The sequence below is a fragment of the Geothermobacter hydrogeniphilus genome (assembly GCF_002898515.1).
GTDB lineage: Bacteria > Desulfobacterota > Desulfuromonadia > Desulfuromonadales > Geothermobacteraceae > Geothermobacter_A.
Map to the genome: position 1 here is coordinate 1 of NZ_PPFX01000004.1, position 24349 is coordinate 24349.

Below are 24349 nucleotides of genomic sequence, written 5' to 3' on the forward strand. Positions count from 1 at the left end.
GATTGGGTGGACGATTTGGCTCGGAATCACTGGTCGGCATGGCTCGGAATCCGCATCAAAACCTTAAATGGGACGCAGAAAGGGCGGATGAACGCTGATCAGGCAAAAGCCAAAGACAATTTCGCTTGCCGAGATCTGTACTGACGAACAATTTGTGCAACAGGTTGTTGCATGAAGCAACCTCTTGGGGCAGGTTTGACTTTCTGCTGTTTGAGACCAGTCTCAGTTTCAGGTCAATCTCCAGCTGATTCTGAATCGGGTCGCTTCTTCGGGTCTTTGCGATTGTCGAAGACTGCGTGGATGACGAGCAGTTTTTTTTCGGTGGAGTAGAACACCGAGAAGGGGAATTTTCGGATGAGTTTTCTGCGCAGGGGGCCGTGGATCGGAGCCCCGGTTTCGGGAAACTCGAGTATCTGCTCGATTGCGGTTTCCAGGTGAAAGAGAAACTGTAAACCCAGGCCTTTCTGTTGCAGTTCATACCATGCAAAGGCCGATTCAACATCAGTCCTGGCCTGATCGGTGTAGCAGACCTTCACTTGTAATCTCTGCGGAGTTGTTCATGGACCTCTGTGGCCGGGTGCAGATTTCCCGGATCGGTCCGGTAGGTCGCAATGCGTTTGTCGAGTTCCGCTTTCTGCCATTCCGGCATTGGCAGGGTCGCGTTGTCCTCGGCAATGGAGTCCCATATCGTTTCAACGATGGCCAGTTTCTCTGCAATCTGCAATTGCTTGACCTCTTTGATGATTTCCGTTGGTCGCATAGCTTGATTTCTCCTGGATTCGGCGTGTGTCTGAGTATACGGCGCCATGCCGGGAGAGTAAAGATCGGTTCGTCCTGAAAAAACTTTTGCAGGACCTATGGTCAGGTCTTGAATTATCAGATTATGGGGACGCCGGGGTCAGGTCTTGAATTGTCAGTTATTGAATTCCGAGGTGCGAGGTGCGAGGTTCAAACAGGCTTGTTCTCGCTTCTTACATCTCGCAGGAATACGGGACCATCATCCCTAGCCTGGTCGGTGTAGCAGAACTTCTACTTGTAATCCCTGCGGAGCTGTTCGTGAACCTCCGTGGCCGGATGAAGGTCGCCCAGGGTGGTCCGATAATCCGCAAGGCGTTTGTCGAGTTCCGCTTTCTGCCATTCGGGCAACGGCAGGGTCGCGTTGTCTCCGGCGATGGAGTCCCAGATTTGTTTCAACGATGGCCAGTTTTCCCGAGGTTTTCAGCTGATTGACCTCTTTGAAGATTTCCGTTGGTCTCATAGGTGTTTTCCCTTTTTTTTCATTTTTTTTCGTGACACCCCCAAAATTTGAGATTTTTTTGAGATGCGGTCTTTATACTGCGCGAGGATTCAGTATCAGGAGGTTTGTTATTTTCAGGCATGGGTTGAAAAGCTGCAACGGGGGGGGAGTTTATGGAGAAAACGGCGGAGGTCCTGTTCAATCACCGGCGGTTGACCGTGCTGGCGATCAAGATGACCCTGATCTGTCTCGCTTTTCTGTCGGCGTTTGCCTTGCGCTTCGACCTGGTGATTCCCGGGGAATATTGGAGTACCATCACCGCGCTGATCGTTCCGCTGCTGCTGATCAAGCTGCTGGTTTTCCGCCAGATGGGTCTTTCGACCGGGTGGTGGCGTTATGTCTCGCTGGCCGATGCGTTGTCGATCTTCAAGGCGAACCTGGTTGCGTCGGTCCTCTTCATCGTCTACGTCTCCCTGGTGCATCGTCTCGACAACGTACCGCGTTCGGTGCTGGTGCTCGACGGGGTGCTCTGCTTTCTCTTCGCCTGCGGCATCCGCCTGCTGACCCGGGCCTACCGGGAGGACTATCTGCCCTTCTTCAGCCGCTCCGGCGGAAGCCGGACCCGTATCCTGGTGATCGGGGCCGGCAACGCCGGCCAGGCGATTGTCCGTGAGCTGCGGCAGAATCCCGACCTGAACATGGAGGCGGTCGGTTTTCTGGACGCCGATCCGACCAAGCAGCAGAAGTCCTTCCAGGGGGTCAAGGTTCTCGGCGGGACCCATGAGCTGGAGTTGATCTGCAAGGCCTACCGGGTGGATGAGGTGATTATCGCCATTCCTTCGGCGTCGGGCCGGGCGATGCAGGACCTGGTGACACTCTGCCAGACGGCGGGGGTCAAGTTCAAGACCCTGCCGGGGGTCGGCTGTCTGATTGACGGCCGGGTTTCGGTACAGCAGTTGCGGGACGTCGACATGGAAGATCTGCTTGGCCGGGAGCCGGCCCGGTTGGAAATGGAGGAGATCGGTCGCTATCTGACGGGGAAGCGGATCCTGATCACCGGCGCCGGGGGCAGTATCGGCAGCGAACTGTGCCGCCAGGTGGCCCGCTTCAAGCCATCGCGCCTGATCCTTTACGAACATGCCGAAACGGCCCTGTTTTATATTGAAAATGAGTTGCGGGCGCTTTTTCCGCAGTTGAATGTTCTTCCGGTGGTCGGCGACATCCGGGACATGGCTCGGGTAGACAGTATCTTTGCCGAGTCTGCCCCGGAGGTCGTGTTTCACGCGGCGGCCTATAAGCATGTGCCGATGATGGAATGCAACCCGGCCGAGGCGGCCAACAACAACGTGCGTGGTACCCGGGTTCTGGCCGATGCCGCCGACCGCCACGGGGTGCGCAATTTCGTCATGATCTCGACGGACAAGGCGGTCAACCCGACCAATGTCATGGGGGCGTCGAAACGGGCGGCGGAAGTCTATGTGCAGAATCTCGCCCGGCGCAGCATGACCCATTTCGTCACGGTGCGGTTCGGCAATGTGCTCGGCAGCAACGGTAGCGTTATCCCGACCTTCCGCGAGCAGATCCGCCAGGGGGGGCCGGTGACGGTGACCCATCCGGAGGTGACCCGGTTTTTCATGTCGATCCCGGAGGCGGCCCAGCTGGTGCTGCAGGCCGGGTCCATGGGCAACGGCGGTGAAATCTTTCTGCTCGACATGGGATCCTCGGTCAAGATCGTCGAGCTGGCGGAAACCATGATCCGGCTGTCGGGGTTCAAGCCCTATGAAGAGATCGACATCGAGTTTACCGGGCTGCGTCCGGGGGAAAAGCTTTACGAGGAACTGCTGATCGGTGGTGAGGGGATCAAGCCGACCCGGCATGAAAAAATCCGGGTGGCCGCTTCGACGGAAACCGACTGGGACGGGCTGAACCGGCGGCTGGATGATCTGTACGAAGCGTCACGTCATTACCAGACCGCCGAGGTGTTGGCCCGGTTGCAGGAGCTGGTTCCGGAGTACCGGCCGGTTCCCCGGTTTCCGAGCGGCGAGGTGGAGCGGATGGAATCGTTCACTTCGGTTTGAAAAGGGGGCAGGGAAGAGGAGAAGGAGGCCTGATGACCGGCACTGAAGCTCCCGTTTCAGCGGACTTTGGTCGTTGACTTGCCCCGCTGTCTCTGCCTAGTATCAAAGGTTATGGAAAAGCTATTCGGTTCCGTATAAACCCGAACAAGGGGGGAGGACAAGATGAAAAAACTGGTTGTTCTGATGTGTGTGCTGGCCCTGGCCCTGCCGGTATTTGCCGCTGAAAAGCAGGAAGGTGCCACGGTTTCCGAAACCGATTGCACCAAGGATGTGCGGCCCGCGGTCAACACCCTGTTTCAGCAGGGACAGAAGGAAGGAAAATCCCTGGAGCAGATGATCAGGCAGGCGCTTGAACTGGGACCCAACCTCTGCGGCGTGCTGGTGGTCGCCAATGAACTCGGCTATCCGCAGAAGGATGTCCTCAATGCCCTGGCCGACGCCGGGGTGGCCAACGAGGTGATTGTCCGGGCGGCGGTCGATGCCGGCTACGATAAGCGGATTGTTGGCGAAGTGGTCGGCCTCGACGAACTGGCCGGCCTCGGTTACACCCCCGCCGGCGCCACCGGCGCGGTGGTCGCGAACCCGACGACGGTCGGTGGCGGCGGCCGTATCAGTACGTCGGTCAGCCCGTCGAAGGTGCAGTAAAGGCAGGACCTTTGGCCGCTGGCCTTTAACCAGAACCATTCAATTTTTTCTATTCAGGAGGAATCCGATGAAACATTTATCCGCCCTTGTCGGGCTGATGTTGCTGGTGTGTCCGCTGACCGGATGGGCGGCCGATGCGGCGCCGGCGACTCCGGAGACGATGGAAGCGCCGTCGGGCTATCTGCCGTCGCCGCCGATCGCCGGACAGGTCCAGACCGCCGGAGAGGTCTTTGGTGCCGAGACCGGCTACCTGCATCCCTACCTGGCGGTCGGTGAGGTTTATACCGACAACTTCTTCAATACCCCGGGAAACAAGGAAGAGGAATTCACCACCGTTGTCACCCCCGGTCTCTGGCTCGCCTTCCCCGGGCTGAAGACCCGTCCGGAGAAGCTGGCGACTCTCAATACCGCGGCCGGCGGCATGCCGCTGACCCGTTTCCGGCAGAACAGCGGCCACCGCCTGCAGGGGTACGCCGGTTACAGCGCCGACTTCTACAAGAACAAGAATTTCACCGACCAGGAGAACACCACCCAGCGCGGGGAGGGGATGATCGATGTCAACCTGCGCGGTGGCCTCGGCCTGAACCTGGCGGCGGTCTACGAGAATACCCAGGATCCCTACTCGACCGGCGCCAGCAATTCCCGGCTGGTCGACAAGTACACATCCTACCTGTTTGACGGCATCGCCAGCTACGAAGTCGGCCCGAGACTGACCCTGCGCGCCAATCTCGGCTACTACAGCCTCGATTATGACGCCGACCGCAACGCCTTTCGTGATCGTGATGACTTCAAGGCCGGTGCCGCGGTCAGTTACCGGGTGCTGCCGAAGACCCGGGTCTTCGTCCAGTACGAGTATGTTGATGTCGATTATGACCGGGGGGTTCAGGATGACAGCGAAGAGAACCGTTATTTTCTCGGTCTCCACTGGGACGTGACCGGCAAGACCCAGGGCATGATCAAGGGCGGTTACGAACAGAAGGATTTCAAGCAGAGCGGGGTCAGCGACGAGGATAATTTCATTGCCGAAGTGCAGCTGACTCACCAGTTCACCCCCAAGTCGAAGCTCAGCCTGAGCGGTACCCGGCAGACCAATGAGTCGGATATCGCCGGCATCAGCAACCGCCTCACCTACCTCGGGGCGGCGGTCTACACCCAGCAGCTGACCGCCAAGACCAGCCTCAAGGTTGATTTTTCCTACAACCGCGACGAGTACCAGGATCTGCTCACCTTCGGCGGCAAGACCGATTACCGTGACGATGACTATTTCAGCATCGGCGCCGGCATCGGCTGGTCGGCCCTGCGCTGGATGAACCTGAGCCTCGGCTACAATTACGGCAACCGCGATTCGAATTTCGATCGTTTCGATTACGAGAACAGCACCTTCTACGCCAACCTGACGGTGACGATGTAGGAAACAACAATGGCCGCGGAAAAGGCGGAACCTTCAGGGAAAGGCAGGATAACCCTTTTGACGCTGTTTCAAATCTGCATTTTCCTGGTTTTTCCGTTCTTTCCGTGTGCCATGTTTTTCAGCCTGAACAGCAAGGAATGAAAATGAAACACGCATTGTTGAGCGCCCTGGCGGTTGTACTGCTGGGGATCTGCTTTATTCCCGCCGTAGCGGCGGGTGAAGCGGATTACCACGTGGGGGAGGGGGATGTTCTGAAGGTGACGGTCTATGACCACCCCGACCTGACGACGACAGTGCGTATCGCCGGCGGCGGGAGCATTATCTTTCCGCTGATCGGTGAACTTTCCATCGACGGGCTGTCGGTCAGCGAGGTTTCGGAGAAGCTCTCCGCGGCCCTGGCCGACGGCTACATCGTCAACCCGCAGGTGTCGGTCTTCGTCCAGGAGTTCCGCAGCCGCAAGGTGGTGATCATGGGCCAGGTCGGCAAACCGGGACTGTACGAAATGTCCGGTCCGACCACCCTGCTGGAGCTGATTTCCAAGGCCGGCGGACTGTCGCGGGATGCCGGTGACCGGGCGACGGTGCATCGCAAGGTCGACGGCCGGGAACAGATCATCCGCATCGATCTCAAGCGCCTGCTCGAAGAGGGGGACAGCTCCCTCGATATCCCCCTGGTGACCGGCGACAACGTCTTCGTGCCCAAGGCCGGAATGGTCTATGTCACCGGTGAGGTCGACAACCCCGATTCCTACAAGATCGATGACAACACCACCGTCATCATGGCGGTCACCAAGGCCGGCGGTTTCACCAATCTCGCCTCCAAGGGCCGGGTCAAGGTGATCCGCAAGGTCGACGGCAAAGAACAGATTTTTGAAAAGGTGCCGATGAACATGGTGGTCAAGCCGGATGACGTGGTGGTGGTCCCGGAGAGTTTTTTCTAGGAATGGCCGCAGAAAAAGCGGAAAAAACTGAAAGAGCCGGATTTGCAGGCGAGTCCCCGCCTGGGGATGAAATTACCCGTCGCATTATCTGTTGCTTCTACACGGTCTACAACCGCCTGGGGTTCGGCTTTCTGGAAAAGGTCTATGAAAGAGCCCTGGCTTACGAGTTGACCAAGGCTGGCCTTTCGGTCCAGTGCCAGGTGCCGATTCGGGTCCATTACGATGGTCTGGCGGTCGGCGAATTTTTCGCCGATATTCTCATCAATGAAGAGGTGGTCGTCGAGCTTAAGGCGACTAAGAAACTTGCTCCGGAACATGAAGCACAATTGTTGAATTATCTCTGGGCGACCGACCTTGAAGTCGGCTTGCTGCTCAATTTTGGGCCCGAGCCGGTCGTCAATAGAAGAGTTTTTCGAAAGCCCAGGCAGTCCGGTTAATCCGCTTTTTTCCTGCCTTTTCCGGTTTTTCCGTGTGCAAAGGTTGAAAGTTTTATGAATTCTGAAGAAATCCATTTGCGTGATTATCTGCGGGTCATCAGCAAGCGTCGCAACCTGGTGATCACCGTCTTCCTGCTGATTTTCGTGGTGGTGGCCCTTTACACCTTCGCCCGCACGCCGCTCTACGAGGGGATGACCAAGGTCCTGATCGAAAAGGCGCAGCCGAACGGCATCTCTTCCGAGACCGCCTACCGTTTCTACGATCCCGAGTTCTACGAGACCCAGTTCCAGCTGATCAAGAGTCGGGCGGTGTCGCTGCGGGTGGTGCGTAATCTCGATCTGCTCGGCTCGGGGGCGCTGCAGAGCGACGCTGACGAGAAGGGCCCGTCGTGGCTGTCCGAGCTGATCGATACGGTTTTGACGGTGATCGGCAGCGCGGATGAGGAGAAAGAGGCTCCCGCCGATCCGCACGAGGAAGAGATCGCCCTGGCTGACGCGATCAGCCGTGACCTGTCGGTGCGGCCGTTCAAGAACAGCCGCCTGGTGACCATCAGCTATCGTTCGCCCGATCCCGCGTTCGCCGCCCGCATCGCCAACGCCACCGCCAAGGCCTATATCGAAGAGACGCTCAACATGAAGCTCGATTCGACCCGCCTGACCCTCGACTGGATGACCAGGAAGGCTGCCGATGAGAGGAAGAAGCTGGGGCAGGCGGAAAAGGTGATGCAGCAGTACATGGTCGCCAACGACATCGTCACTCTCGAAGACCGGCTGGCGGTGACGCCGCAGAAGCTGTCGCAGATCAGCTCTCAGCTGGTCAATGCCGAGGCGCACCGCAAGGAGCAGGAGACCCTCTACGCCCAGGTGCGCAAGGCGGCCGGGAATACTGCCGTGGCGGTCACGATTCCGGCGATCGCCTCCGATCCGGCGCTGCAGACCCTGCGCGCCGAGATTCTCAAGGCGGAGCAGCATATCATGGAGCTGTCGGGGAAATTCGGTCCCAAGCATCCGGTGATGAAGAAGGCGGTCGGCGACCTGTCCATTCTGAAGAAGAAACGTGACCAGGAGATTACCCGGATCATCGCTTCGATCAAGAATGAATACGAACTGGCGGTTTCCAACGAGGAGAACCTGCGCGCGCAGATGCAGCGGACCAAGGCCGAAGCGCAGAACCTGAACCAGAAATTCATCCAGTACGGCGCCCTCAAGCGGGAGGTCGAGACCAACCGTCAGCTTTACGACGCGCTGATGCTGAAGATCAAGGAACAGAGCATCACCAAGGAGACCCAGCCGGTCAACCTGTGGATCGTCGAAAAGGCCTCGACACCGAACTATCCGGTGGCTCCCAACAAGCCGAAGAACCTGCTGCTCGGCATCATCGTCGGCCTGATGGCCGGTATCGGCCTGGCGTTCTTCGTCGAATATCTCGACAACACCGTCAAGTACCCGGAAGAGACCGAGAAGGCCCTCGGCCTGTCGGTACTCGGCCTGGTCTCATTGTGGAAGGATAAGGGCCGGAACCTGGAGAAGGTGCTGCTGGAACAGCCGCGCTCGACCTACGCCGAGAATTACCGCGCGCTGCGCACCGCGGTGCTGCTGTCATCGGCGGAAGGGGCGCCGGGAAAAATCCTTATCACCAGTCCGGGAGCGGCGGCCGGCAAGACCACCACCGCGGCCAACCTGGCGATTGCCCTCGCCCAGGCCGGCAAGAAGGTGGTGCTGCTCGACGGCGACATGCGCCGGCCGCGGCTGCACAAGGTGTTCGGCAAGAGCAACAAGTTCGGCCTCTCCAACTACCTGGCCGGCGGCAGCGGCGAAACCCTGCTGCAGAAGGGGCCGGTGGAAAACCTGGCGCTGATCACCTCGGGACCGATTCCGCCGAACCCGGCGGAGCTGCTCTCATCAAACAGGATGGCCAGGCTGCTGGATGGTCTGGAAAAGGATTTCGACGTCATCCTCTGCGATTCGCCGCCGTTGCTGACCGTGGCCGACGCCCGCATCGTCAGCCGCCTGTTCGACGGCACCATGCTGGTGGTCCGCGCCCGACAGACTACTTTCGAGATGGCCGGCAAGGCGGTCAAGTCGCTCGCGGACATCAACGCCCCGATTCTCGGCATGGTGATCAACGCTCTGGAACTGAAGAAGAGCGATTATTACTACCAGTACTATTACCAGTCGTATTATGGCGAGGAGCCCGAAGCTCAAGAGGGCTGATGAAAAGCCCCCATCTGCGTCGTTGTCCTCCCCCCCCTGCGTCAACGACGTACTTTCCGGTACGCCTTATTCCGCAGGGGCTCGGGCGCCTAGCATCTGGAGACTTTTGATCAGCCTCGGAACGGCATTGGTGATATGGAACCGACAACGGGGACAGTCCCCTTAAAAGAGGGGGACTGTCCCCCAGCGCCCAGTACCCAACACCCAGCGTCCATGATTGATTTGCACTGCCACATACTCCCCGGCGTTGATGACGGCCCTTCCGACCTGGAGGGGGCGCTGGCGATGGCGCGGGTGGCGGCGGCGGACGGGATACACAGGCTGGCGGCCACGCCCCACGTGCCGTACAGCGGTCTCGAGCGACAGCAGATCGTCGAGCGGGTCGCCGTTTTTCAGGATGAAATCGACCGCGCCGGGATCGATCTGCGGCTCTATGTCGGCGCTGACGCCGCGACCAGCGTCGGTGTCGCGGCCCTGGCCGCCCACCCGTTGCACGACGGTCCCTACCAGCTGATCGAATTTCCCCACACTCACCTGCCGGCCGATGCCGGTGAACTGGTCTTCGAGCTTCTCAACTGCGGCCGGGTGCCGATCATCACTCACCCGGAACGCAACCCCTCGGTGCTGCGGTCGCCCGACCTGATCGGCGAACTGGTCGCTGCCGGGGCGCTGGTGCAGATCACCGCCGAGAGCCTGACCGGCGGTTTCGGCCCCGAGTCCCGCGCCTGCGGTCGCCACCTGCTGCGAAACGGCTGGGTTCACCTGCTGGCCAGCGATGGCCACAGTGCCGACTGGCGGCCGCCGGTTCTTTCAAAGGGGCTCAAGGCGGCGGGGCGGGTGATCGGCAAGGCTGCCGCCTTGAAACTGGTGGTTGACAACCCGGCGAAGATCCTGGCGGGGGAGGGGTTGTGAGGGGCGAGGTTCGAGGGGCGAGGTTCGAGGATCGAAAGGCATGGGGACAGTCCCCCTCTTTTAAGGGGACTGTCCCCGTGGTATGAGGCTGGCGGCTAAGGGTTCACATGCTCAATACGTTACTGACAATCCTGATCATCGCGCCGCTGGCCTATGGCACCACCGGCTCCTGGGCGCAGCTTTGGGTCCAGGGGGCGGTCTTCGGGCTGCTGCTGGTCTGGGCGCTGGCGGTCGCGCGCGGCCGCCGGCGTGCTTACCGGGTGCCGGGGACGCGGCTGCTGCTGGCACTGGGGATTTTTCTGTTGCTGCAGTGCCTGCCGCTGTCGCCGGGCATGCTGAAAATCCTTTCCCCGGTCACCTGGTGGCACTACAGCGAAGGGGTCTGGCTGTCGGCCCCCGGCAGCTGGCTGCCGTTGTCCATCAACCCGCGCGCCAGCCTGCTTGAAATCTTCCAGCTCTTTTCCGGGATGGCCGTCTACTTTCTGGCGGTGCAGCTGATTGACAGCCGGGCGGCGCTGCGCCGGACGTTGACGGTGGTGGTCTGCTTCGCCGGGCTCTACGCCCTGCTGGCGATTTTTTACAGTCTCTTTCCCAATGGACGCATCCTCTGGGTTCTCCATCTCTGGCCGCCGGGGGCCGCGCAGCAGTTCGGCACCTATGTCAACGGCAATCATTACGCCGGGCTGATGGGGATGCTGCTGCCGCTCTGCGTTGCCTGGTTTCTGGTTCACAAGCCCCATACGAGTTACAGCAACTGGCGCGCACAGCTGGTTGATTTTTTCAGCGATCCGCAGGCCAGCCCGCACCTGCTGTTCGGCATGGGAGCGCTGCTGGTCGCGGTCTCGATTTTCATCTCCGGGTCTCGCGGCGGCATCCTGAGCTGTTGCGGGGCGCTGCTGCTGTTCGGTCTGCTGCTGGCGCTGCGCGGTTTCGACCGCCGCCGGGGGGTTCTGCTGGCGGTCTTTTTCGCCCTGCTGCTCGGCGGCGTCGGTATCTTCGGCTGGGAGCCGATCTTTGCCGATTTCGCCCGCCTGCGGGCTGCCGACGGCAGCCTGCAGGAGCAGCGGCCGGATTATTGGCGCGACAGCGGCCAGATGCTGACTGACTATCCCCTGGCCGGGACCGGGATCGGGACCTTTGTCGATGCCTACCGGGGGTATCAGACGGTTCCGACCGCCGGCCGCGTTGTTGACCATGCCCATAACGACTATGTCGAATGGGCGACCGATACCGGACTGGTCGGCAGTTTGCTGCTGACGGCGGCGCTGCTGACCATCCTGCTCACCGCCTGGCGGCAACTGGCCCGCCGCCGGACCCTGATGTCGAACGACCTCGGGATCGGTTGCCTGGCCGGGCTCGGCAGCATCGCCCTGCACAGTCTGACCGATTTCAATCTGCGTATCGGCGCCAACCTGCTCTGGTTCGCCCTGCTCTGGGGGCTGCTGATCGCGGCGGCGGCGACCCGTTCACGAGCGGGGCGGGTCACCAGTGATCTGCCGCCGGCCGGGGGAGCGGCCGGACGGGTTGCCGTCCCGTCGGCGGTCCTGCTGCTGCTCGGCTTCCTGTTGCTGCAGGGAGGCGTCTGCGGTGGGCTGCTGGCCTTCGCTCCGGTTGAAGGGGTCAGCCTGCGGACCGTTGGTGAACGGCAGCTGCCGGTTTTGCTGGCCGCCAGTCGGCTTGCCGCGTCACGGGATCCGTTGCAGGCTGATTATCATTTCGCGGTCGGCAACCTGCTGCGGGTGGAGGATGACCGTCCCGGGGCGCTGGCTGCCTATACCGCAGCCCTGCGCTGCCGGCCGCTTGATGGCGAACTGCTGCAGCAGACCGGACTGCTGCTGGCCGAACTGGGGCGGGATACCGAGGCGGAGCGTCTGTTGCTGCAGTCGGTTGACCTTGATCGGCGGGCGGCCGAGCGGTGGCGGGTGCTGGGCAATTGGCAGTTGCGCCAACAGCAGCGCGAACAGGGGGTCGTCAGCCTGCGGCGGGCTCTGGTGTTGGAGCCGCGAAGAACCCGTCAATACCTGACCATGCTGATTCTGGCGGGGCTCAGTGACCGGGACCTGCGCGACGTTCTGCCCGCTCTTTCCGGTCCCTGGATCGATTATGGCGACTATCTTGTTGAACGAGGCATGACGGCGGCGGCTGAACAGGCCTACCGGCATGCCCTGGCGCTGGCCGGAAGTGAGAAATCCGGCGCCGTCGCCTACCATCGGGTGGCCCGTTACTACGCCCGCAGGAAAGAGTGGGCCCTGGCCTTGCAGGTGATCACCGAGGGGCTGGAGAAACGCGACGGTGATGCGTCGCTCTATCGCGCCGCCGGAATCTATGACCTGCGCAGCGGACTCGATTTTCAGGCGCGTGAAGCATTTCAGCAGGCGCTGCGGCTCAATCCGCGTGATTCCTGGGTGAGAAAACAGTTGCAGGTGTTGAACAGCGGGCGCTGACAGGCCGGGTGAAGATCAAACCGTAGGGGCGATCACAAGGATCGCCCCTATGGGATATTGACAGGGTATGCAAATCCCTTATCGTCAGCCTCCAGCCTCTAATCAAGGGGACGTTGTTAAGTAATTCACTTTTGGGACAAAAGTGAATTACTTAACAACGTCCCCCCTGGAAAAGGCTTCCAGCCTCCTACAACTGGCTCTCCACATACTGCGCCAGCAGCTCATGGATCTTGGTCGGCGGCGCGCGATTGAAGTAGTGGTGGATGACGGCGTGGGCGAGTTCGTGGGCGAAGACCCGGGATTTGACGTCATCGACGGAGATGTAGATGGTGTTGGTTTTGGGGGAGAAAAAGGCGATGAAGCCCTTGCGCAGCCGGTACTGTTCGGCGTAGATCTCGTCGACCCGGCGGCGGTTCGGGAGCAGCACGACCTTGAACTTGAATCCCTTCGGCCGCATATCGAGGATCTCCTGCACCCGCGCGGCGAACTGGTCCAGTTTTTTACGTACCTCGTCATCGACATGGGCGCTGCTGCTTCCGAAGGAGAAGAAACCACCGTCAAGACGGACCTTGCTGTTGAACCGTAGCAGCAGTTCAACGCGGTCGTAGCTGAGTGTCGCGTACCGCGAATGGATTTCCCCCGCGGTCGCAGGGGCTGCCGCCAGCAGCAGAAGCAGGCCGGCGGCGAGCGGGCAGGCAAGGCGCATGGTTACCCTGAGCGAAAACGGTATCCCTTCAACAGGTCGAGAATCCCCTGATTCTCGGCCCGTGCCTGGCGCAGCAGCAGTGCTTCCGCCGCGTCGCCCTCCTGCAGTTTCTCCAATATTGAATCGAGGTGTTCACTGCGGGCCAGTATGGCTCGCAAATCGGTATTTAGAGTGTCGTTGGCGGCATTGAGCTTGCCGGCGGCCTGCTTGGCCTCATCCTTGCTGCGCAGCACCACCCGCCAGTCGAGATCGCGATTGCTGATGGCCTCGAAGGTCCGTTCGAAGCGGAACAGGGGGCCGGCGACCCGGTGGGTGAGGAACATCGACACTAGGGCGATGAATAGGCCGACTGTGATCAGGAAGATCCAGTTGGCCTCGACCAGTTCGCGCAGCAGGACCAGGGGGGTCTTGCCGAACTGCAGCTGCTGGCCGCTGTAGGCGATGGTGAGGTGGTCCTGGGAAAGAAAGCTGAAGATCAGGGCGAAGAAAATCACGCCGACAAAACTGAATGTGAAGTAAAGGAAGATGAAGCGGCCCTGGAATTCCTTGTTGATAAAGAAGTTGCGACGCTTGTAGTGGCGTTTCATTTCTGCCCCTCCCGCTGTTTCAATAACGGTGATTTTTCGATCCGCGCCGTGCGGCGCAGGCCATTCATCCAGGCATCGAGGGCCAGTTGCCGTTGACCGTCGGTGAGCAGTCGGCGAATTTCGTCATCACTGAGTTCAACGGCCGTCCCGCTGTCTTTTATCCGCTCGACGCGCAGCACGCAGTACTGGTTGCCGACCGGGAAGGGGGGGGTCTTCTGGCCGTTTTTCAGCGGCAGCAACTGCAGTTGCCAGGCAAGCGGCAGGGCGTTGAAATCATCTTCGATGGTTCGGGTCGGCCGCAGTGGATTCTTGGCCTGCGGATTGTCGTACAGCTCCTGTCGCAGGCGGTAGCGACGCGTGCTGCAGGCCCGGTAGGCGGCGATATCCCGGTCGCTGACCCTGGGCGAAAGTTGGTTGGCCATCCGGTCCAGCAGCAGTTTGATCAGGGACTGTTCGTACTGGTCCTGGATGGCCCGGCGGAAGGATTCTTCGCGGTCGATGCCTCGGCGGCGGGCTTCCTGAATAAGCAGTTCGCGGGTGAGCAGGTCGTCAATGAAATCATTGAGGCTGCGATAGGGGTAGGAGGCGTACTGCTGACGGTTGTTGATCTCCTCGATGCTGATGGTGCGACCGTTGACGGTCAGGGCCGCGTCGTCTTTCGTTTCCGGTTTAAGCAGATGGCCGGTGGCCACAACGGCGAGCCCGGCGACGAGGATGATCCCGATGATGTAATAGATATAGCGCATGAGTCCCTCCTTATATCCATCGGATCAACACTGAAGAACGTTTAGCCGGCTGATGAAAAACGTCCATCTGCGGCGTTGTCCTTCCCCCGCGTCAACGACGTACCTTCCGGTACGCCTTATTCCGCGGGTGTGCGGACGCCTTGCATCTGGACATTTTTGCTCAGCCTGGGGAACGCGGTTTTTTCAACGCCCGACAGGGACGGAACGGGAGATTGAATACAGTCGCTTCGTGCCTGAAGGGCCTCCCCCCTCGAACCTCCCTTATCCCACCAACCTGGAAAAGTGTCTCTTGGTAGAATCCTGCAGCTTGGCGGCGGCGCGGAAGGCTTCCTTGAGCAGGTCCTGTTCGTTTTTGCTCAGGGCATAGGGATCGAGGTAATGGGTCGGTCTTTCGCCCTTGTCGATCAGTTCGATTTCGTGCCGCAGGCGCAGGTAGGTGAAGGCTTCGAGGGCTGCCTTGATGTGTTCGGCGGTTTCCGGGTTGAAAACCTTGAGGCGTACCAGTTCTTCAAGGCGGTCGATGGTGGTGGTCGCGTCGAGGTGGTGTTCAAGCAGGAAAATGCGGATGCAGTCGACGATGAAGATACTGCCGGCCTGCTTGAGGGACAGCTGCCCCTTGTGTTTTTCGTCCCGTTCGACGGTGAAACGTCCGAGCAGACCGAGAGGGGGCTTGTGTTTGAAGTCAAGATCCATCAGCTGCCAGAGGAAAATTTCATTTTTGCGGATCAGGTCGTGGACGATTTCGCGCAGATCCTGGCAGAGAGCGGGATCGCCGACCAGCGGCATGAAGTCAAAAAAGATGGTGGAATAGCGCACTTTTTGCGGTTCCGGTACCCGGATCCAGTCGGAGATGCGGGCCCGCCAGTCCTTGAGCCGGCCGCGCCACAGGGGATTGTTGACCATCACCTTGCCGTCACAGAGGGGGTAGCCGATGCGGGCGAAGGTTTCAACCAGGCGTTCGGCGAAGGGAATGAAAAAGGCGTCTATCTCTTCGGTGCGTTCGTCGGGGAAATCCTCGTAGATGAAGCCGTTGTCCTGATCCGGGCCGAGCAGCATCTCCTTGCGGCCGCCGCTGCCCATGATAATGAAGCAGAAACGGATGTCGGGCAACGTCAGACCCTCCTGCTGGACCTGCTCAAGGACGATCTCGTAGCCGCGGCGCAGGATGCAGTGATGGATATAGGAGAGGATCTCCATGGTTTCGAAGGGTGAACGGGTTTCCCCCATCAGCGCCTTGGCGACCTTGACCACTTCAGCATGGGCGGCGACCAGGTCCTCGATGGTCCGCGCCTCCTTGACGCTGCCGACCAGCAGCATCGATTTCTGGCTGCGGTACTTCATCAGGTCGCGCAGGGAGACGATGCCGACCAGCTCCCCTCGATCGACGATCGGCATGTGCTTGATCCGGTGCCCCATCATGAAGGTGGTCGCTTCATACATGTAGGTTTCCGGGGTCATGGTATGCGGGTTGGCGGTCATGATGTCGGCGGCTATGGCCTGCCGCGGGTCGATATCATCCCTCGCCAGGACCTTGGCGACCAGGTCGTGCTCGGTGATGATGCCCCGGGGGTGCCTGGTTTTTCCCGGGCAGACCAGCATCGCGCCGATGTTGTGCCGGGTCATGGTGCGGGCAATGTCGTTGACCGGAGTCTCGGGCGGACAGGTCTTGACTGATGAGGTCATGATCTCGGAGAGCCGCTTCTTGAACGGATAGGCCTCCATTTGCGCCAGGGTGTTGCGGCTGTTTTCGCTGACCATGTCGGCGTAGAGGCTGCGCACCCGGGAAAAGATCGCCCTGGTGAAATACTCGGTGATTTCGGGGTGCCGCTTGCCGGCCTCGGCCAGCAGATGGTCGGGGATCAGGTAGCATTCGGTCGGTTTGACGGTGCGGGCGCCGGCGGTATAGGCCTGGTTGGTGAACACCGGGGTGCCGCCGAAGAAGGAGCCTTCCTTGCGGTAGTCGACCACCATCTCGTCGCCGCCGGGGGTGAGGGCGACGATTTCCACCAGGCCTTCCTTGATGACGTAGAGGTAGCCGGTCGGTTTGTCATGCTGGTTGAAGATGTGGGTCTGCGGCGGGTATTTCCTGATCACCGCGGCCTTGCTGAATTCTTCAAACACTTCTTCGGGCAAGTGGTTGAACGGCTCGGTGTCCCGCAGTTTTCTGATCAGACCCATGGCATGTCACCCTGTCGGAAAGAAGCGAATGGAAAAAAGAAAACGGCTCAAGATCTTATCGGTTTCGGAGCGTCATTTCATTAGCGTGGCTGTGTGAAAATATAGCACACCCGGAGTGGGTTGCAGGCAAGAAGATGGCAGATGAGGGGACGGGCTCCGCAGGTGCCTGCCCCCGTTGGTAGGGAGGTGAGAACTGAGAACTGAGGGGCCTGTCCCCGTTGGATGGGACAGGAGATGGAAAGAAAGGCAGACGCGACTTCCCGCGTCTCACCTTTTCCATCGTGCATCTCAGGTTTTTTTATTCTTCTTGCCGAACTTGAACTGGTAAGGGTTGGCCTGTCGACTGATGATGAAATCGAGAAACACCTTGCCCCAGAGGGTGATGCCGGCCATGGCGCTCCATGTTTTGTAGGGGAGCAGGGCCGACAGGACGCCGATAATGGTGAACAGGGCGACGGCGCCGGCAATCAGGTTGACGGTGCCGGTGAAGGGGGCCCACTTCTCCGGATCCTTCGGCGCCTCCCCCCGCTTCAGGGCGACTTCGCTGTAGTCGTGTTTCCTGAAAATGCGGTAGGCACGCCGCAGCCAGATGAAAGCCATGGGGAAGAGGGCGAGAAAGAGAATCCAGGTAATGGCGACGCTGATATCAAAAACCATCTTTTACTCCTGAATGAGCCGGCATTACGGGCCGGGTGAAGCTGAGAAAAAAACCCCGCCAGCAGCAACTGGCGGGGCTGAATGATAGAACAGATTTCAACGAAAGTACAACGGGATTTACCGTGGATCAGTGAGCGCCGGTCACTTCGCCGGAGCCCTTCGGAATCCGGACATTCTCGACCATCTGGGCGATGTCATCGGGAACCGGCGGGGTCATGTTCTTGACCGCGAAGGCGACCACGAAGTTGACCACGGCACCGATGGCGCCGAAGGCGTTCGGCTCAATGCCGAGGAAGAAGCTGGGCTTACCGCCGAAGAGGCCGAGGAAGGAGGTTCCCTTGATGAAGAAGATCCCCTTGTGGGCGAAGACGTAGAGCATGGTGATGCCGATACCGGCGAGCATGCCGGCGATGGCGCCCTGCTTGTTCATGGTCTTGGAGAAGATGCCCATCATCAGCGCCGGGAAGATCGAGCTGGCGGCCAGGCCGAAGGCGATGGCCACGGTGCCGGCTGCGAAGTCCGGGGGATTCAGGCCGAGGTAGCCGGCGACCAGGATCGAGCAGGCCATGGCGATCTTACCGGCCATCAGCTCACCCTTCTCGGAGAGCTCCGGCATGAACTTTTCTTTCAGCAGGTCATGCGAGATCGCCGAAGAGATGGCGAGCAGCAGGCCGGCAGCGGTCGACAGTGCGGCGGCAAGACCACCCGCCGCGACCAGAGCGATGACCCAGTTGGGCAGCAGGGCGATCTCGGGGTTGGCGAGAACCATGATGTCCTTGTTGACCTTCAGCTCGTTGCCTTTCCAGCCGGCGGCGGCGAACTTGGGATCCTTGGACTTGTCATTGTAGAACTGGATACGGCCGTCGCCGTTCTTGTCGGTGAACTTGAGTAGACCGGTTTTTTCCCAACGCTTCATCCAGTCGGGACGCTCAGCGTACTTGATCTGGGCATCCGGAGCGGTGATGTTGTTGTCGGTCATGATTTTCGGGTTGATGGTGGTCAGCAGGTTGATCTTGGCCATCGCGGCAACCGCGGGAGCGGTGGTGTAGAGGATGGCGATGAAGACCAGGGCCCAACCGGCTGAAGCACGGGCGTCCTTAACCGTGGGGACGGTGAAGAAACGCATGATGACGTGCGGCAGACCGGCGGTGCCGATCATCAGCGATACGGTGTAGACGAAGGTGTTCAGCATGTTGCCGCGCATGTGGGTGGTGTACTGGGCGAAGCCGAGATCGACCGAGATCTGGTCAAGTTTGGCCAGCAGCGAGATGCTGGAACCGGCCATGTCGGAGCCGAGGCCGAGCTGCGGCACCGGGTTGCCGGTCAGGTGCAGGGAGATGAAGACCGCCGGCACGGTGTAGGCCAGGATCAGCACACAGTACTGGGCGACCTGGGTGTAGGTGATGCCTTTCATGCCGCCGAAAACGGCGTAGCAGAAGACGATCGCCATCCCGACGAAGATTCCGGTGGAGTTGGAAACCCCGAGGAAACGCGAGAAGGCAACGCCGACGCCGGTCATCTGGCCGATGATGTAAGTCAGGGATGCCATCAGCAGGCAGAGTACCGCGACCGTGCTGGCGCCCTTGGAGTAGTAGCGTGTGCCGAAGAACTGCGGAACGGTAAACTTGCCGAACTTGCGCAGGTAGGGGGCGAGCAGCATGGCGAGCAGAACGTAGCCGCCGGTCCAGCCCATCAGGAACAGTGCACCGCCGTAACCGAAGGCGGCGATCAGGCCGGCCATCGAGATGAAGGAAGCAGCCGACATCCAGTCAGCGCCGGTCGCCATACCGTTGAGAACCGGATGGACCGCGCCGCCGGCTGCGTAGAATTCCTTGGTGCTGCCCGCGCGGGCCCAGATGGCGATGCCGATATAAAGCGCGAAGGTCAGACCGACAACCAGATAAGTTAATCCTTGAAGACCCATGTCAGATATCCTCCTTAATCTTCGTGAACGTCAAATTTTCTGTCGATGTTCCCCATCAATTTGGCGTAGATGAAGATGAGCGCGACAAAAGCATACATAGAGCCCTGCTGGGCAAACCAGAAGCCGAGCGGATATCCGCCGAGGTGAATGCTGTTCAGTGCCGGGGCCAGCAGAATCCCCAAGCCGTAGGAAACGATGAACCAGACGATCAGGACGTTCCTGATCAGGCCCAGGGTCGCTTTCCAATAACCTTCATGATCGTGTTGCATAGAATGCCTCCTCTCTCCTCTTGTAATACGTTTGTGTGATGAAACGTTGACGCGAAATGGGTGGTTCGGTGATCTCGAACAATCCCGTTGACCGAACAGCTCGTTTCGCAACCTCCTTTCAGCGTGAATACAACCCTGATGTCAGGGGCTATCCCCTAGATATGATGTTTTCCCCTGCTTTTGGCAGGGGGATGCTGCCTGCTTTTCGGGCCGTTGAGATAATGACCGACGTGCCCGAGCTTGTTGGAAATGACAACCCCGGTTTCGATCAGTTCCGGCAGCAGCGCCGCCGAGAGCTGATCCTGCGGGACGCGGAACTCCGGAACAATCATGCAGAGCCCGCCGCAGAGCTTTCCGCCGCTGCCGAACAACGGCACCGCCAGTGACGCGACCCCGTCGCCGAGAACACCGTGGTCACGGCTCCAGCCCTGGATCTGTACTCTGGCAAGATCCTCTGTCAGGGTGCAGCGGTTCGTGGCTTTTGCAGTGCCGTCGTCGAAGGCCAGGTGTATCTGTCCGGCGGCGGTTGCCGTAAGTGGATAACGGCGGCCCATCAGGGATACGATTTTCACCTGGTGGGTGGTGTCAACCATGTCAAAGAACAGAACGTCCGTTCCTCGTCTGACCGTCAGGTAGACAGTCTCGTTGCAGTCGCGGACCAGCTTTTCCATTTCCGGCTTGGCTTTGCGCAACAAGCCCATGCGGGCCAGGAATTTCTGCGCGACTTCAAATGCCGACAGGCCCAGGCGGTACTTGCTGGTATTGTCTTCCCGTTCGACGTAGCCGCGATTCTCGAAGGTCGCCATGAGACGAAAGACGCTGGTTTTGTTCATGCCCAGACGTTGGCTGAGTCGCGAAATCCGTACCGCCTCTTCCTCGTCGCAAAGAGCCTCAAGAACATCCAACGCATTCTCTACGGACTGGATTGAGTACGAATCGCGCCCTCTCGCGGCCAATTGAACATCCTTTCGTTGGGCCGGTCGGCCGATTGAACCTTCTCGATCGTCGAATCGATGAAACAATTGCCGAAAAACCTAATACGCCGTTTTATTTTTGTCAACTTCTTTTTTCAGCCAGGTTGAAGACTGCCGGAGAAATCTTTAATTTCGATGTGTTATGGTTTAAATATTGTTATGAAAATTGTCGTAATTTGTTTTCAATTTTGCCCATTTAGGCCCGGTCAGGGTCTTTTTTTCAGGGCGGATAAAAACGCTTTTACCTCGCATGGTATTTCTTTTGACAAATCGCTTTGAAAACGGGTTCACTGCCATGGCTCACGGATGGTCCGCAACGGGCAAAAATATGTATTGATCAAATCAAGGAAGGCTTGTTTTGTTTTTCAGGAACAAGTTTACAATTCTGTGACGCTGTTTCAACTGGTGAACCAATGATAAATGTTTTTTCGTTTTTCCACTTGTCGCTGGGTGCTCCGGAAAGGATGGGGAAGGTGGGGTGTCTCAGATTTAAGTGCCGGATTGAACATCTGTTTGGTATGCCGTCGGCAGTTCCGGTTCGTCAGGCGTTGCGGATGAGGATCATCTCCTTTTCGGTCACTTTCTTCTCCTCTTTGTCGGGTCGCGGCAGGTACTTGCGAGCTTTTCAGGCTCAATAAAACAAAGAAACGGCCATCGTCCCGCGGCGGGCGCGTGGGTACTCCGAAGGTCAGGAATTCAGGTAGTTGCCGAGAAAGCCGAGTTTCGATGAAATGGTCTGTCCGGCTTCCCGCAGGGGGGGGAGAAAGTCGTCGCGCAGTCGTTGCTCTTCCAGGCGGAAATCGGGGCCGAGGAAGGAAAGACTGGCCGGGACCGATCCCTCGCCATTGAAGAGGGGGACTGACAGACAGGCGATGCCCTCGCCCAGCACATCGTGGCCGGACGCCCAGCCGCGGCGATGGATTTCGGCCAGTTCCCGACTGAGGGGCTGCTCGGTGGGGGAATGGGCAAGGATGACGCTGCCGGCGGCGATCCCGGACAGTGGATATCGTTTGCCGACCAGCGAGATGATCTTGACCTGCTGTGGTGTGTCGACCATGTCCAGGAACAGCAGTTCATCATCGCGACGCAGGGCCAGGTAGACGGCTTCGTCGCATTCTCTCGCCAGTCGTTCCATAACCGGTCGCGCCTGGCGCAACATGGTCATGCGTGAAATCAGTTTCTGACCGACTTCATAGGCCGACAGCCCGAGGCGGTAACGTCCGGTCTGTTCTTCTCGTTCGACGTAGCCGCGATTTTCAAAGGTTGCCAGCAGTCTGAAGACACTGGTCTTGTTCATGCCGAGCTTTTCGCTCAGCCTGGATATCTGTACGTCACCGGGTTCATCGCATAGTGCTTCCAGAACGGCCAGCGCGTTGTCCACCGAATGGATCGAGTAAGATTCCTTGTCGCGTGTGGGCAAAAGTCCCTCCGGGTTGGCGGCTGCTGCAGGTCAAGAGCATGGACGGGGAAGCGCGGTCCCGTCAATCACATAGCAAGAATGAAATTAATACAGCGTTTTATTATTGTCAACAGCTGCCTGAATATTTCTTTCGGAAAAATGAAGAGAGACATGAACCCACGCGGTGGCTGGTTTCAACGCGTTGAAACGGGAGGGGGCGACGTCGCGACGGAAAACCTCAAAAAGCACATTAATTACCTGAAGAGGAAGTCGCTTTGGGGTAAAAATTAAAAGCCGTTTTATCATTCAGTCGGTTGCGGGGAGCTGTTGCTGACGGGACGGTCTCTTCGCAGTTTCTCCACCAGCGGCCGGTCCGCTTCCAGGAAGTCATATCCCTGAAGTTGTTCCGCGGGCAACCAGCGGTGATCGGCGACCTGGAGATGCTGGAGGGTTCCACCCCTGATCCGGCAACGATAGGCGAGGATCAGGACCGCCCCCCAGGGGTAGCGATGGTAGAGGGTTTCGACGATGTCTCCAGCGCTGATCTCGAGGTTGAGTTCCTCCCGCAGTTCACGTTCCAGGGCCTGGCGCGGGGATTCACCGGGCTCCATTTTTCCTCCCGGGAATTCCCATTTTCCGGCGTGTCGGGAGCCTTCCGGGCGCTGGGTGACCAGGATGAGGCCGTTTTCTTCGATGATTGCCGCTGTGACCAGTAAAGGGGGCATGGTTGCTGTCCTCGTGGCTTGGTTTCGGTTTTTCATCTTGTCCGTCGCGGGGACCGGCACCTGTGGATCCGGCCTTGTCAAAGCGTCAAAAGGTTTCTGATCCGACACTTATTGTCTTTATCGGTGTAAATCAGCGCGCGGAAGCTGAAAAGAAGTTGGGCCCTTATCCTCGCATCCTGCATCACCGCGGTGGGCTTTTTTGCTGACACCCCCGCGCCTCTGTGTTAAAAACGGTCGCCTGAGGCCGGGCATGTGGCCGGTCGCATTAACTCGCAGCAGGGTCGAATCATGTTCAAGCTTTCCGACAAGGGGCGCGGCATCCGCGATATGTTCGATGCCATCGCCCCACGGTACGATCTTCTGAATCGTCTGCTTTCAGCCGGGGTGGACCGTCGCTGGCGGACATTCGCCGTCAGTCGGCTGCGGATTCCGGCCGACGGCCGGGTGCTCGACGTGGCCACCGGTACCGGGGATGTCGCTCTCGAAATCGCGGCGCGGACCTCTTCGTCGGTGCGGATTGTCGGTTCGGACCTGACCCAGGGAATGCTGGTGGTCGGTCGCGACAAACTGGCCGCCACCCCCTACCGCGAGCGGATCAGCCTGGTGAACGCGCCTTGCGAGTCCCTGCCGCATCCCGACTGCAGCTTCGACGGCGTGACCATCGCTTTCGGCATTCGTAACGTGGTCGACCGCGAAGCCGGGCTGCGTGAAATGTGCCGGGTACTCAAACCGGGCGGCCGGGTTGTCATCCTCGAATTCTCCTCCCCGACCAATCCCCTGTTCCGGGGGATCTACCATTTCTATTTCCGCCGGATCCTGCCCCTGCTCGGCGGCCTGCTCTCCCGGCGCAGCGCCTACCGGTACCTGCCCGAATCGGTGATGGAATTTCCCGACCGGGAGAAATTCGGCCGGATGATGGCCGAGGCCGGTTTCCGCAACCTGAGCCACCATGATCTGACCGGGGGGATTGCCACGGTCTACGTCGGCGAAAAGTGAAGCAGGGCTGATGAAAAGCCCCCATCTGCGTCGTTGCCCTGGTCCTCGTCATTGCGGAGTAGCTGCCGCTACACCTCATTCCTCGGCCTGCAGGCGCCTCGCATCTGGAGACTTTTGATCAGCCTCGGGCCGTTGTTTATGACGTGAACCGGGTCTCGCTGTTGGGAGGTTTCGCAGGGCTGATGAAAAGCCCCCATCTGCGTCGTTGCCCTGGTCCTCGTCATTGCGGAGTAGCTGCCGCTACACCTCATTCCTCGGCCTGCGGGCGCCTCGCATCTGGAGACTTTTGATCAGCCTCGGAACAGTTCGTTTTCTTTATTCTTAATCCTTGCTATTCATTTCCACGTTGACGCCGAGGACGTTTTTCATCTGCCGGAGGGCGAAGTCACCGTCAGCGGGGTCGAGGGGGGCGACGCAGTCGGCCGGCACCCGGACGTGAAATCCCCGCATCACCGCGTCGGCGGCGGTGTAGAGGATGCAGATGTTGGTCACGCAGCCGGTGAGAATCAGTTCCTCCACGTCGAGTTTCCGCAGCAGGGATTCCAGATCGGTGGCATGGAAGCCTGAGTAGCTGGTCTTGGCGACCACCGCTTCGCCGGTCTGCGGCGCCAGGTCGACCACGACTTCGGCGCCGGGTGTGCCCCTGACCGCGTGGACCGGCCAGCCCATGCGGGAGAACTCGCGATCATCCGCGGCATGAGCGTCGCAGATGTAGATTACCGGGATGCCGTCCCGTCGGGCCGTGGCAACCCGCTGCCGCAGGGCCGGCAGGATCTCCCGGACCCGGGGAACTTCCAGCGGCGCCCCGGCGAGGACAAAATCATTGAGCATGTCGACAACCAGCAAAGCCTGACGCATGGTTCACCTCC

Annotated in this window: 23 protein-coding genes; 9 read left to right on the plus strand and 14 right to left on the minus strand. The window is 59.5% G+C overall.

Annotated elements, in window-relative coordinates:
* Positions 1-233: 233 nt before the first annotated feature.
* From C2E25_RS02630 to C2E25_RS02640, 3 genes are all read right to left on the minus strand, one after another.
* Complete coding sequence (locus C2E25_RS02630; RefSeq protein ID WP_103114246.1) at positions 234-536, minus strand: type II toxin-antitoxin system RelE/ParE family toxin; 303 nt, start codon at positions 534-536, stop codon at positions 234-236.
* Positions 533-760 (minus strand): addiction module protein, encoded by a 228-nt coding sequence (locus tag C2E25_RS02635; protein WP_158247098.1) that lies wholly within the window; start codon positions 758-760, stop codon positions 533-535. The genes C2E25_RS02630 and C2E25_RS02635 overlap by 4 nt, the downstream gene beginning before the upstream one ends.
* Positions 761-1029: 269 nt before the next feature.
* Positions 1030-1194, minus strand: coding sequence for an addiction module protein (locus C2E25_RS02640; protein ID WP_103114248.1), 165 nt, complete (start codon positions 1192-1194; stop codon positions 1030-1032).
* Between the two features lie 216 nt (positions 1195-1410).
* Between C2E25_RS02640 and C2E25_RS02645 the strand changes: the two genes are divergently transcribed.
* The 8 genes from C2E25_RS02645 to C2E25_RS02675 all read left to right on the plus strand — a co-directional run bounded on the left by C2E25_RS02645 (position 1411) and on the right by C2E25_RS02675 (position 12319).
* Positions 1411-3315 (plus strand): polysaccharide biosynthesis protein, encoded by a 1905-nt coding sequence (locus tag C2E25_RS02645; RefSeq protein ID WP_103114249.1) that lies wholly within the window; start codon positions 1411-1413, stop codon positions 3313-3315.
* A gap of 162 nt (positions 3316-3477) precedes the next feature.
* Positions 3478-3960 carry a hypothetical protein gene (locus C2E25_RS17425; protein WP_158247099.1) on the plus strand — a complete coding sequence of 161 codons (483 nt, stop codon included), beginning with the start codon at positions 3478-3480 and terminating at the stop codon, positions 3958-3960.
* Positions 3961-4027: 67 nt separating this feature from the next.
* A complete protein-coding gene (locus C2E25_RS02650; protein WP_158247100.1) occupies positions 4028-5371 on the plus strand; it encodes an outer membrane beta-barrel protein in 1344 nt (447 codons plus the stop codon).
* 143 nt (positions 5372-5514) lie between these two features.
* Positions 5515-6312, plus strand: a complete 798-nt coding sequence (locus C2E25_RS02655) for an SLBB domain-containing protein (RefSeq protein WP_103114251.1) — start codon at positions 5515-5517, stop codon at positions 6310-6312.
* Positions 6313-6314: 2 nt separating this feature from the next.
* Positions 6315-6749 carry a GxxExxY protein gene (locus C2E25_RS02660; protein WP_103114252.1) on the plus strand — a complete coding sequence of 145 codons (435 nt, stop codon included), beginning with the start codon at positions 6315-6317 and terminating at the stop codon, positions 6747-6749.
* 54 nt (positions 6750-6803) lie between these two features.
* Positions 6804-8963 carry a GumC family protein gene (locus C2E25_RS02665; RefSeq protein WP_103114253.1) on the plus strand — a complete coding sequence of 720 codons (2160 nt, stop codon included), beginning with the start codon at positions 6804-6806 and terminating at the stop codon, positions 8961-8963.
* Between the two features lie 213 nt (positions 8964-9176).
* On the plus strand, positions 9177-9875 hold the full coding sequence (locus tag C2E25_RS02670) for a tyrosine-protein phosphatase (protein WP_146032884.1): 699 nt from the start codon (positions 9177-9179) through the stop codon (positions 9873-9875).
* A 107-nt stretch (positions 9876-9982) separates the two neighbouring features.
* Positions 9983-12319 (plus strand): O-antigen ligase family protein, encoded by a 2337-nt coding sequence (locus C2E25_RS02675; protein WP_103114255.1) that lies wholly within the window; start codon positions 9983-9985, stop codon positions 12317-12319.
* Between the two features lie 187 nt (positions 12320-12506).
* Here C2E25_RS02675 and C2E25_RS02680 read toward each other — a convergent pair whose 3' ends face one another.
* The 10 genes from C2E25_RS02680 to C2E25_RS02730 all read right to left on the minus strand — a co-directional run bounded on the left by C2E25_RS02680 (position 12507) and on the right by C2E25_RS02730 (position 22484).
* Positions 12507-13025: a hypothetical protein gene (locus tag C2E25_RS02680; RefSeq protein WP_103114256.1), complete on the minus strand. Its 519-nt coding sequence runs from the start codon at positions 13023-13025 to the stop codon at positions 12507-12509.
* Between the two features lie 2 nt (positions 13026-13027).
* Positions 13028-13612, minus strand: a complete 585-nt coding sequence (locus C2E25_RS02685; RefSeq protein WP_103114257.1) for a methyl-accepting chemotaxis protein — start codon at positions 13610-13612, stop codon at positions 13028-13030.
* The gene (locus C2E25_RS02690; protein WP_103114258.1) at positions 13609-14358 is read right to left on the minus strand and encodes a hypothetical protein; all 750 of its coding nucleotides are present in this window, start codon (positions 14356-14358) and stop codon (positions 13609-13611) included. The genes C2E25_RS02685 and C2E25_RS02690 overlap by 4 nt, the downstream gene beginning before the upstream one ends.
* A 261-nt stretch (positions 14359-14619) precedes the next feature.
* Positions 14620-16536, minus strand: coding sequence for a putative nucleotidyltransferase substrate binding domain-containing protein (locus C2E25_RS02695; RefSeq protein WP_103114259.1), 1917 nt, complete (start codon positions 16534-16536; stop codon positions 14620-14622).
* A gap of 288 nt (positions 16537-16824) precedes the next feature.
* On the minus strand, positions 16825-17193 hold the full coding sequence (locus C2E25_RS02700) for a hypothetical protein (RefSeq protein WP_103114260.1): 369 nt from the start codon (positions 17191-17193) through the stop codon (positions 16825-16827).
* A gap of 127 nt (positions 17194-17320) precedes the next feature.
* Complete coding sequence (locus C2E25_RS02705; protein ID WP_103114261.1) at positions 17321-19117, minus strand: sodium:solute symporter family protein; 1797 nt, start codon at positions 19115-19117, stop codon at positions 17321-17323.
* 14 nt (positions 19118-19131) lie between these two features.
* Positions 19132-19386 (minus strand): DUF4212 domain-containing protein, encoded by a 255-nt coding sequence (locus C2E25_RS02710; RefSeq protein WP_103114262.1) that lies wholly within the window; start codon positions 19384-19386, stop codon positions 19132-19134.
* 155 nt (positions 19387-19541) lie between these two features.
* Positions 19542-20408 (minus strand): IclR family transcriptional regulator, encoded by an 867-nt coding sequence (locus C2E25_RS02715; protein ID WP_103114263.1) that lies wholly within the window; start codon positions 20406-20408, stop codon positions 19542-19544.
* Positions 20409-21048: 640 nt separating this feature from the next.
* Positions 21049-21780: an IclR family transcriptional regulator gene (locus C2E25_RS02720; protein WP_103114264.1), complete on the minus strand. Its 732-nt coding sequence runs from the start codon at positions 21778-21780 to the stop codon at positions 21049-21051.
* Between the two features lie 281 nt (positions 21781-22061).
* Positions 22062-22484, minus strand: a complete 423-nt coding sequence (locus C2E25_RS02730; RefSeq protein ID WP_233189313.1) for a (deoxy)nucleoside triphosphate pyrophosphohydrolase — start codon at positions 22482-22484, stop codon at positions 22062-22064.
* Between the two features lie 288 nt (positions 22485-22772).
* Between C2E25_RS02730 and ubiE the strand changes: the two genes are divergently transcribed.
* The gene (ubiE, locus tag C2E25_RS02735; protein WP_103114266.1) at positions 22773-23480 is read left to right on the plus strand and encodes a bifunctional demethylmenaquinone methyltransferase/2-methoxy-6-polyprenyl-1,4-benzoquinol methylase UbiE; all 708 of its coding nucleotides are present in this window, start codon (positions 22773-22775) and stop codon (positions 23478-23480) included.
* Positions 23481-23801: 321 nt separating this feature from the next.
* Here ubiE and C2E25_RS02740 read toward each other — a convergent pair whose 3' ends face one another.
* Positions 23802-24338, minus strand: a complete 537-nt coding sequence (locus C2E25_RS02740) for a cysteine hydrolase family protein (protein ID WP_103114267.1) — start codon at positions 24336-24338, stop codon at positions 23802-23804.
* Positions 24339-24349: the final 11 nt, after the last annotated feature.

Excerpts from the sequence above, each read along its gene's own strand:
- C2E25_RS02710 (WP_103114262.1), bottom strand. The coding sequence starts at position 19,386 with ATGCAACACGATCATGAAGGTTATTGGAAAGCGACCCTGGGCCTGATC.
- C2E25_RS02645 (WP_103114249.1), top strand. The coding sequence starts at position 1,411 with ATGGAGAAAACGGCGGAGGTCCTGTTCAATCACCGGCGGTTGACCGTG.
- C2E25_RS02690 (WP_103114258.1), bottom strand. The coding sequence starts at position 14,358 with ATGCGCTATATCTATTACATCATCGGGATCATCCTCGTCGCCGGGCTC.
- C2E25_RS02705 (WP_103114261.1), bottom strand. The coding sequence starts at position 19,117 with ATGGGTCTTCAAGGATTAACTTATCTGGTTGTCGGTCTGACCTTCGCG.
- C2E25_RS02730 (WP_233189313.1), bottom strand. The coding sequence starts at position 22,484 with ATGCCCCCTTTACTGGTCACAGCGGCAATCATCGAAGAAAACGGCCTC.
- ubiE (WP_103114266.1), top strand. The coding sequence starts at position 22,773 with ATGTTCAAGCTTTCCGACAAGGGGCGCGGCATCCGCGATATGTTCGAT.
- C2E25_RS02740 (WP_103114267.1), bottom strand. The coding sequence starts at position 24,338 with ATGCGTCAGGCTTTGCTGGTTGTCGACATGCTCAATGATTTTGTCCTC.
- C2E25_RS02685 (WP_103114257.1), bottom strand. The coding sequence starts at position 13,612 with ATGAAACGCCACTACAAGCGTCGCAACTTCTTTATCAACAAGGAATTC.
- C2E25_RS02675 (WP_103114255.1), top strand. The coding sequence starts at position 9,983 with ATGCTCAATACGTTACTGACAATCCTGATCATCGCGCCGCTGGCCTAT.
- C2E25_RS02660 (WP_103114252.1), top strand. The coding sequence starts at position 6,315 with ATGGCCGCAGAAAAAGCGGAAAAAACTGAAAGAGCCGGATTTGCAGGC.
- C2E25_RS02655 (WP_103114251.1), top strand. The coding sequence starts at position 5,515 with ATGAAACACGCATTGTTGAGCGCCCTGGCGGTTGTACTGCTGGGGATC.
- C2E25_RS02670 (WP_146032884.1), top strand. The coding sequence starts at position 9,177 with ATGATTGATTTGCACTGCCACATACTCCCCGGCGTTGATGACGGCCCT.
- C2E25_RS02665 (WP_103114253.1), top strand. The coding sequence starts at position 6,804 with ATGAATTCTGAAGAAATCCATTTGCGTGATTATCTGCGGGTCATCAGC.
- C2E25_RS02695 (WP_103114259.1), bottom strand. The coding sequence starts at position 16,536 with ATGGGTCTGATCAGAAAACTGCGGGACACCGAGCCGTTCAACCACTTG.
- C2E25_RS17425 (WP_158247099.1), top strand. The coding sequence starts at position 3,478 with ATGAAAAAACTGGTTGTTCTGATGTGTGTGCTGGCCCTGGCCCTGCCG.
- C2E25_RS02635 (WP_158247098.1), bottom strand. The coding sequence starts at position 760 with ATGCGACCAACGGAAATCATCAAAGAGGTCAAGCAATTGCAGATTGCA.
- C2E25_RS02650 (WP_158247100.1), top strand. The coding sequence starts at position 4,028 with ATGAAACATTTATCCGCCCTTGTCGGGCTGATGTTGCTGGTGTGTCCG.
- C2E25_RS02700 (WP_103114260.1), bottom strand. The coding sequence starts at position 17,193 with ATGGTTTTTGATATCAGCGTCGCCATTACCTGGATTCTCTTTCTCGCC.
- C2E25_RS02680 (WP_103114256.1), bottom strand. The coding sequence starts at position 13,025 with ATGCGCCTTGCCTGCCCGCTCGCCGCCGGCCTGCTTCTGCTGCTGGCG.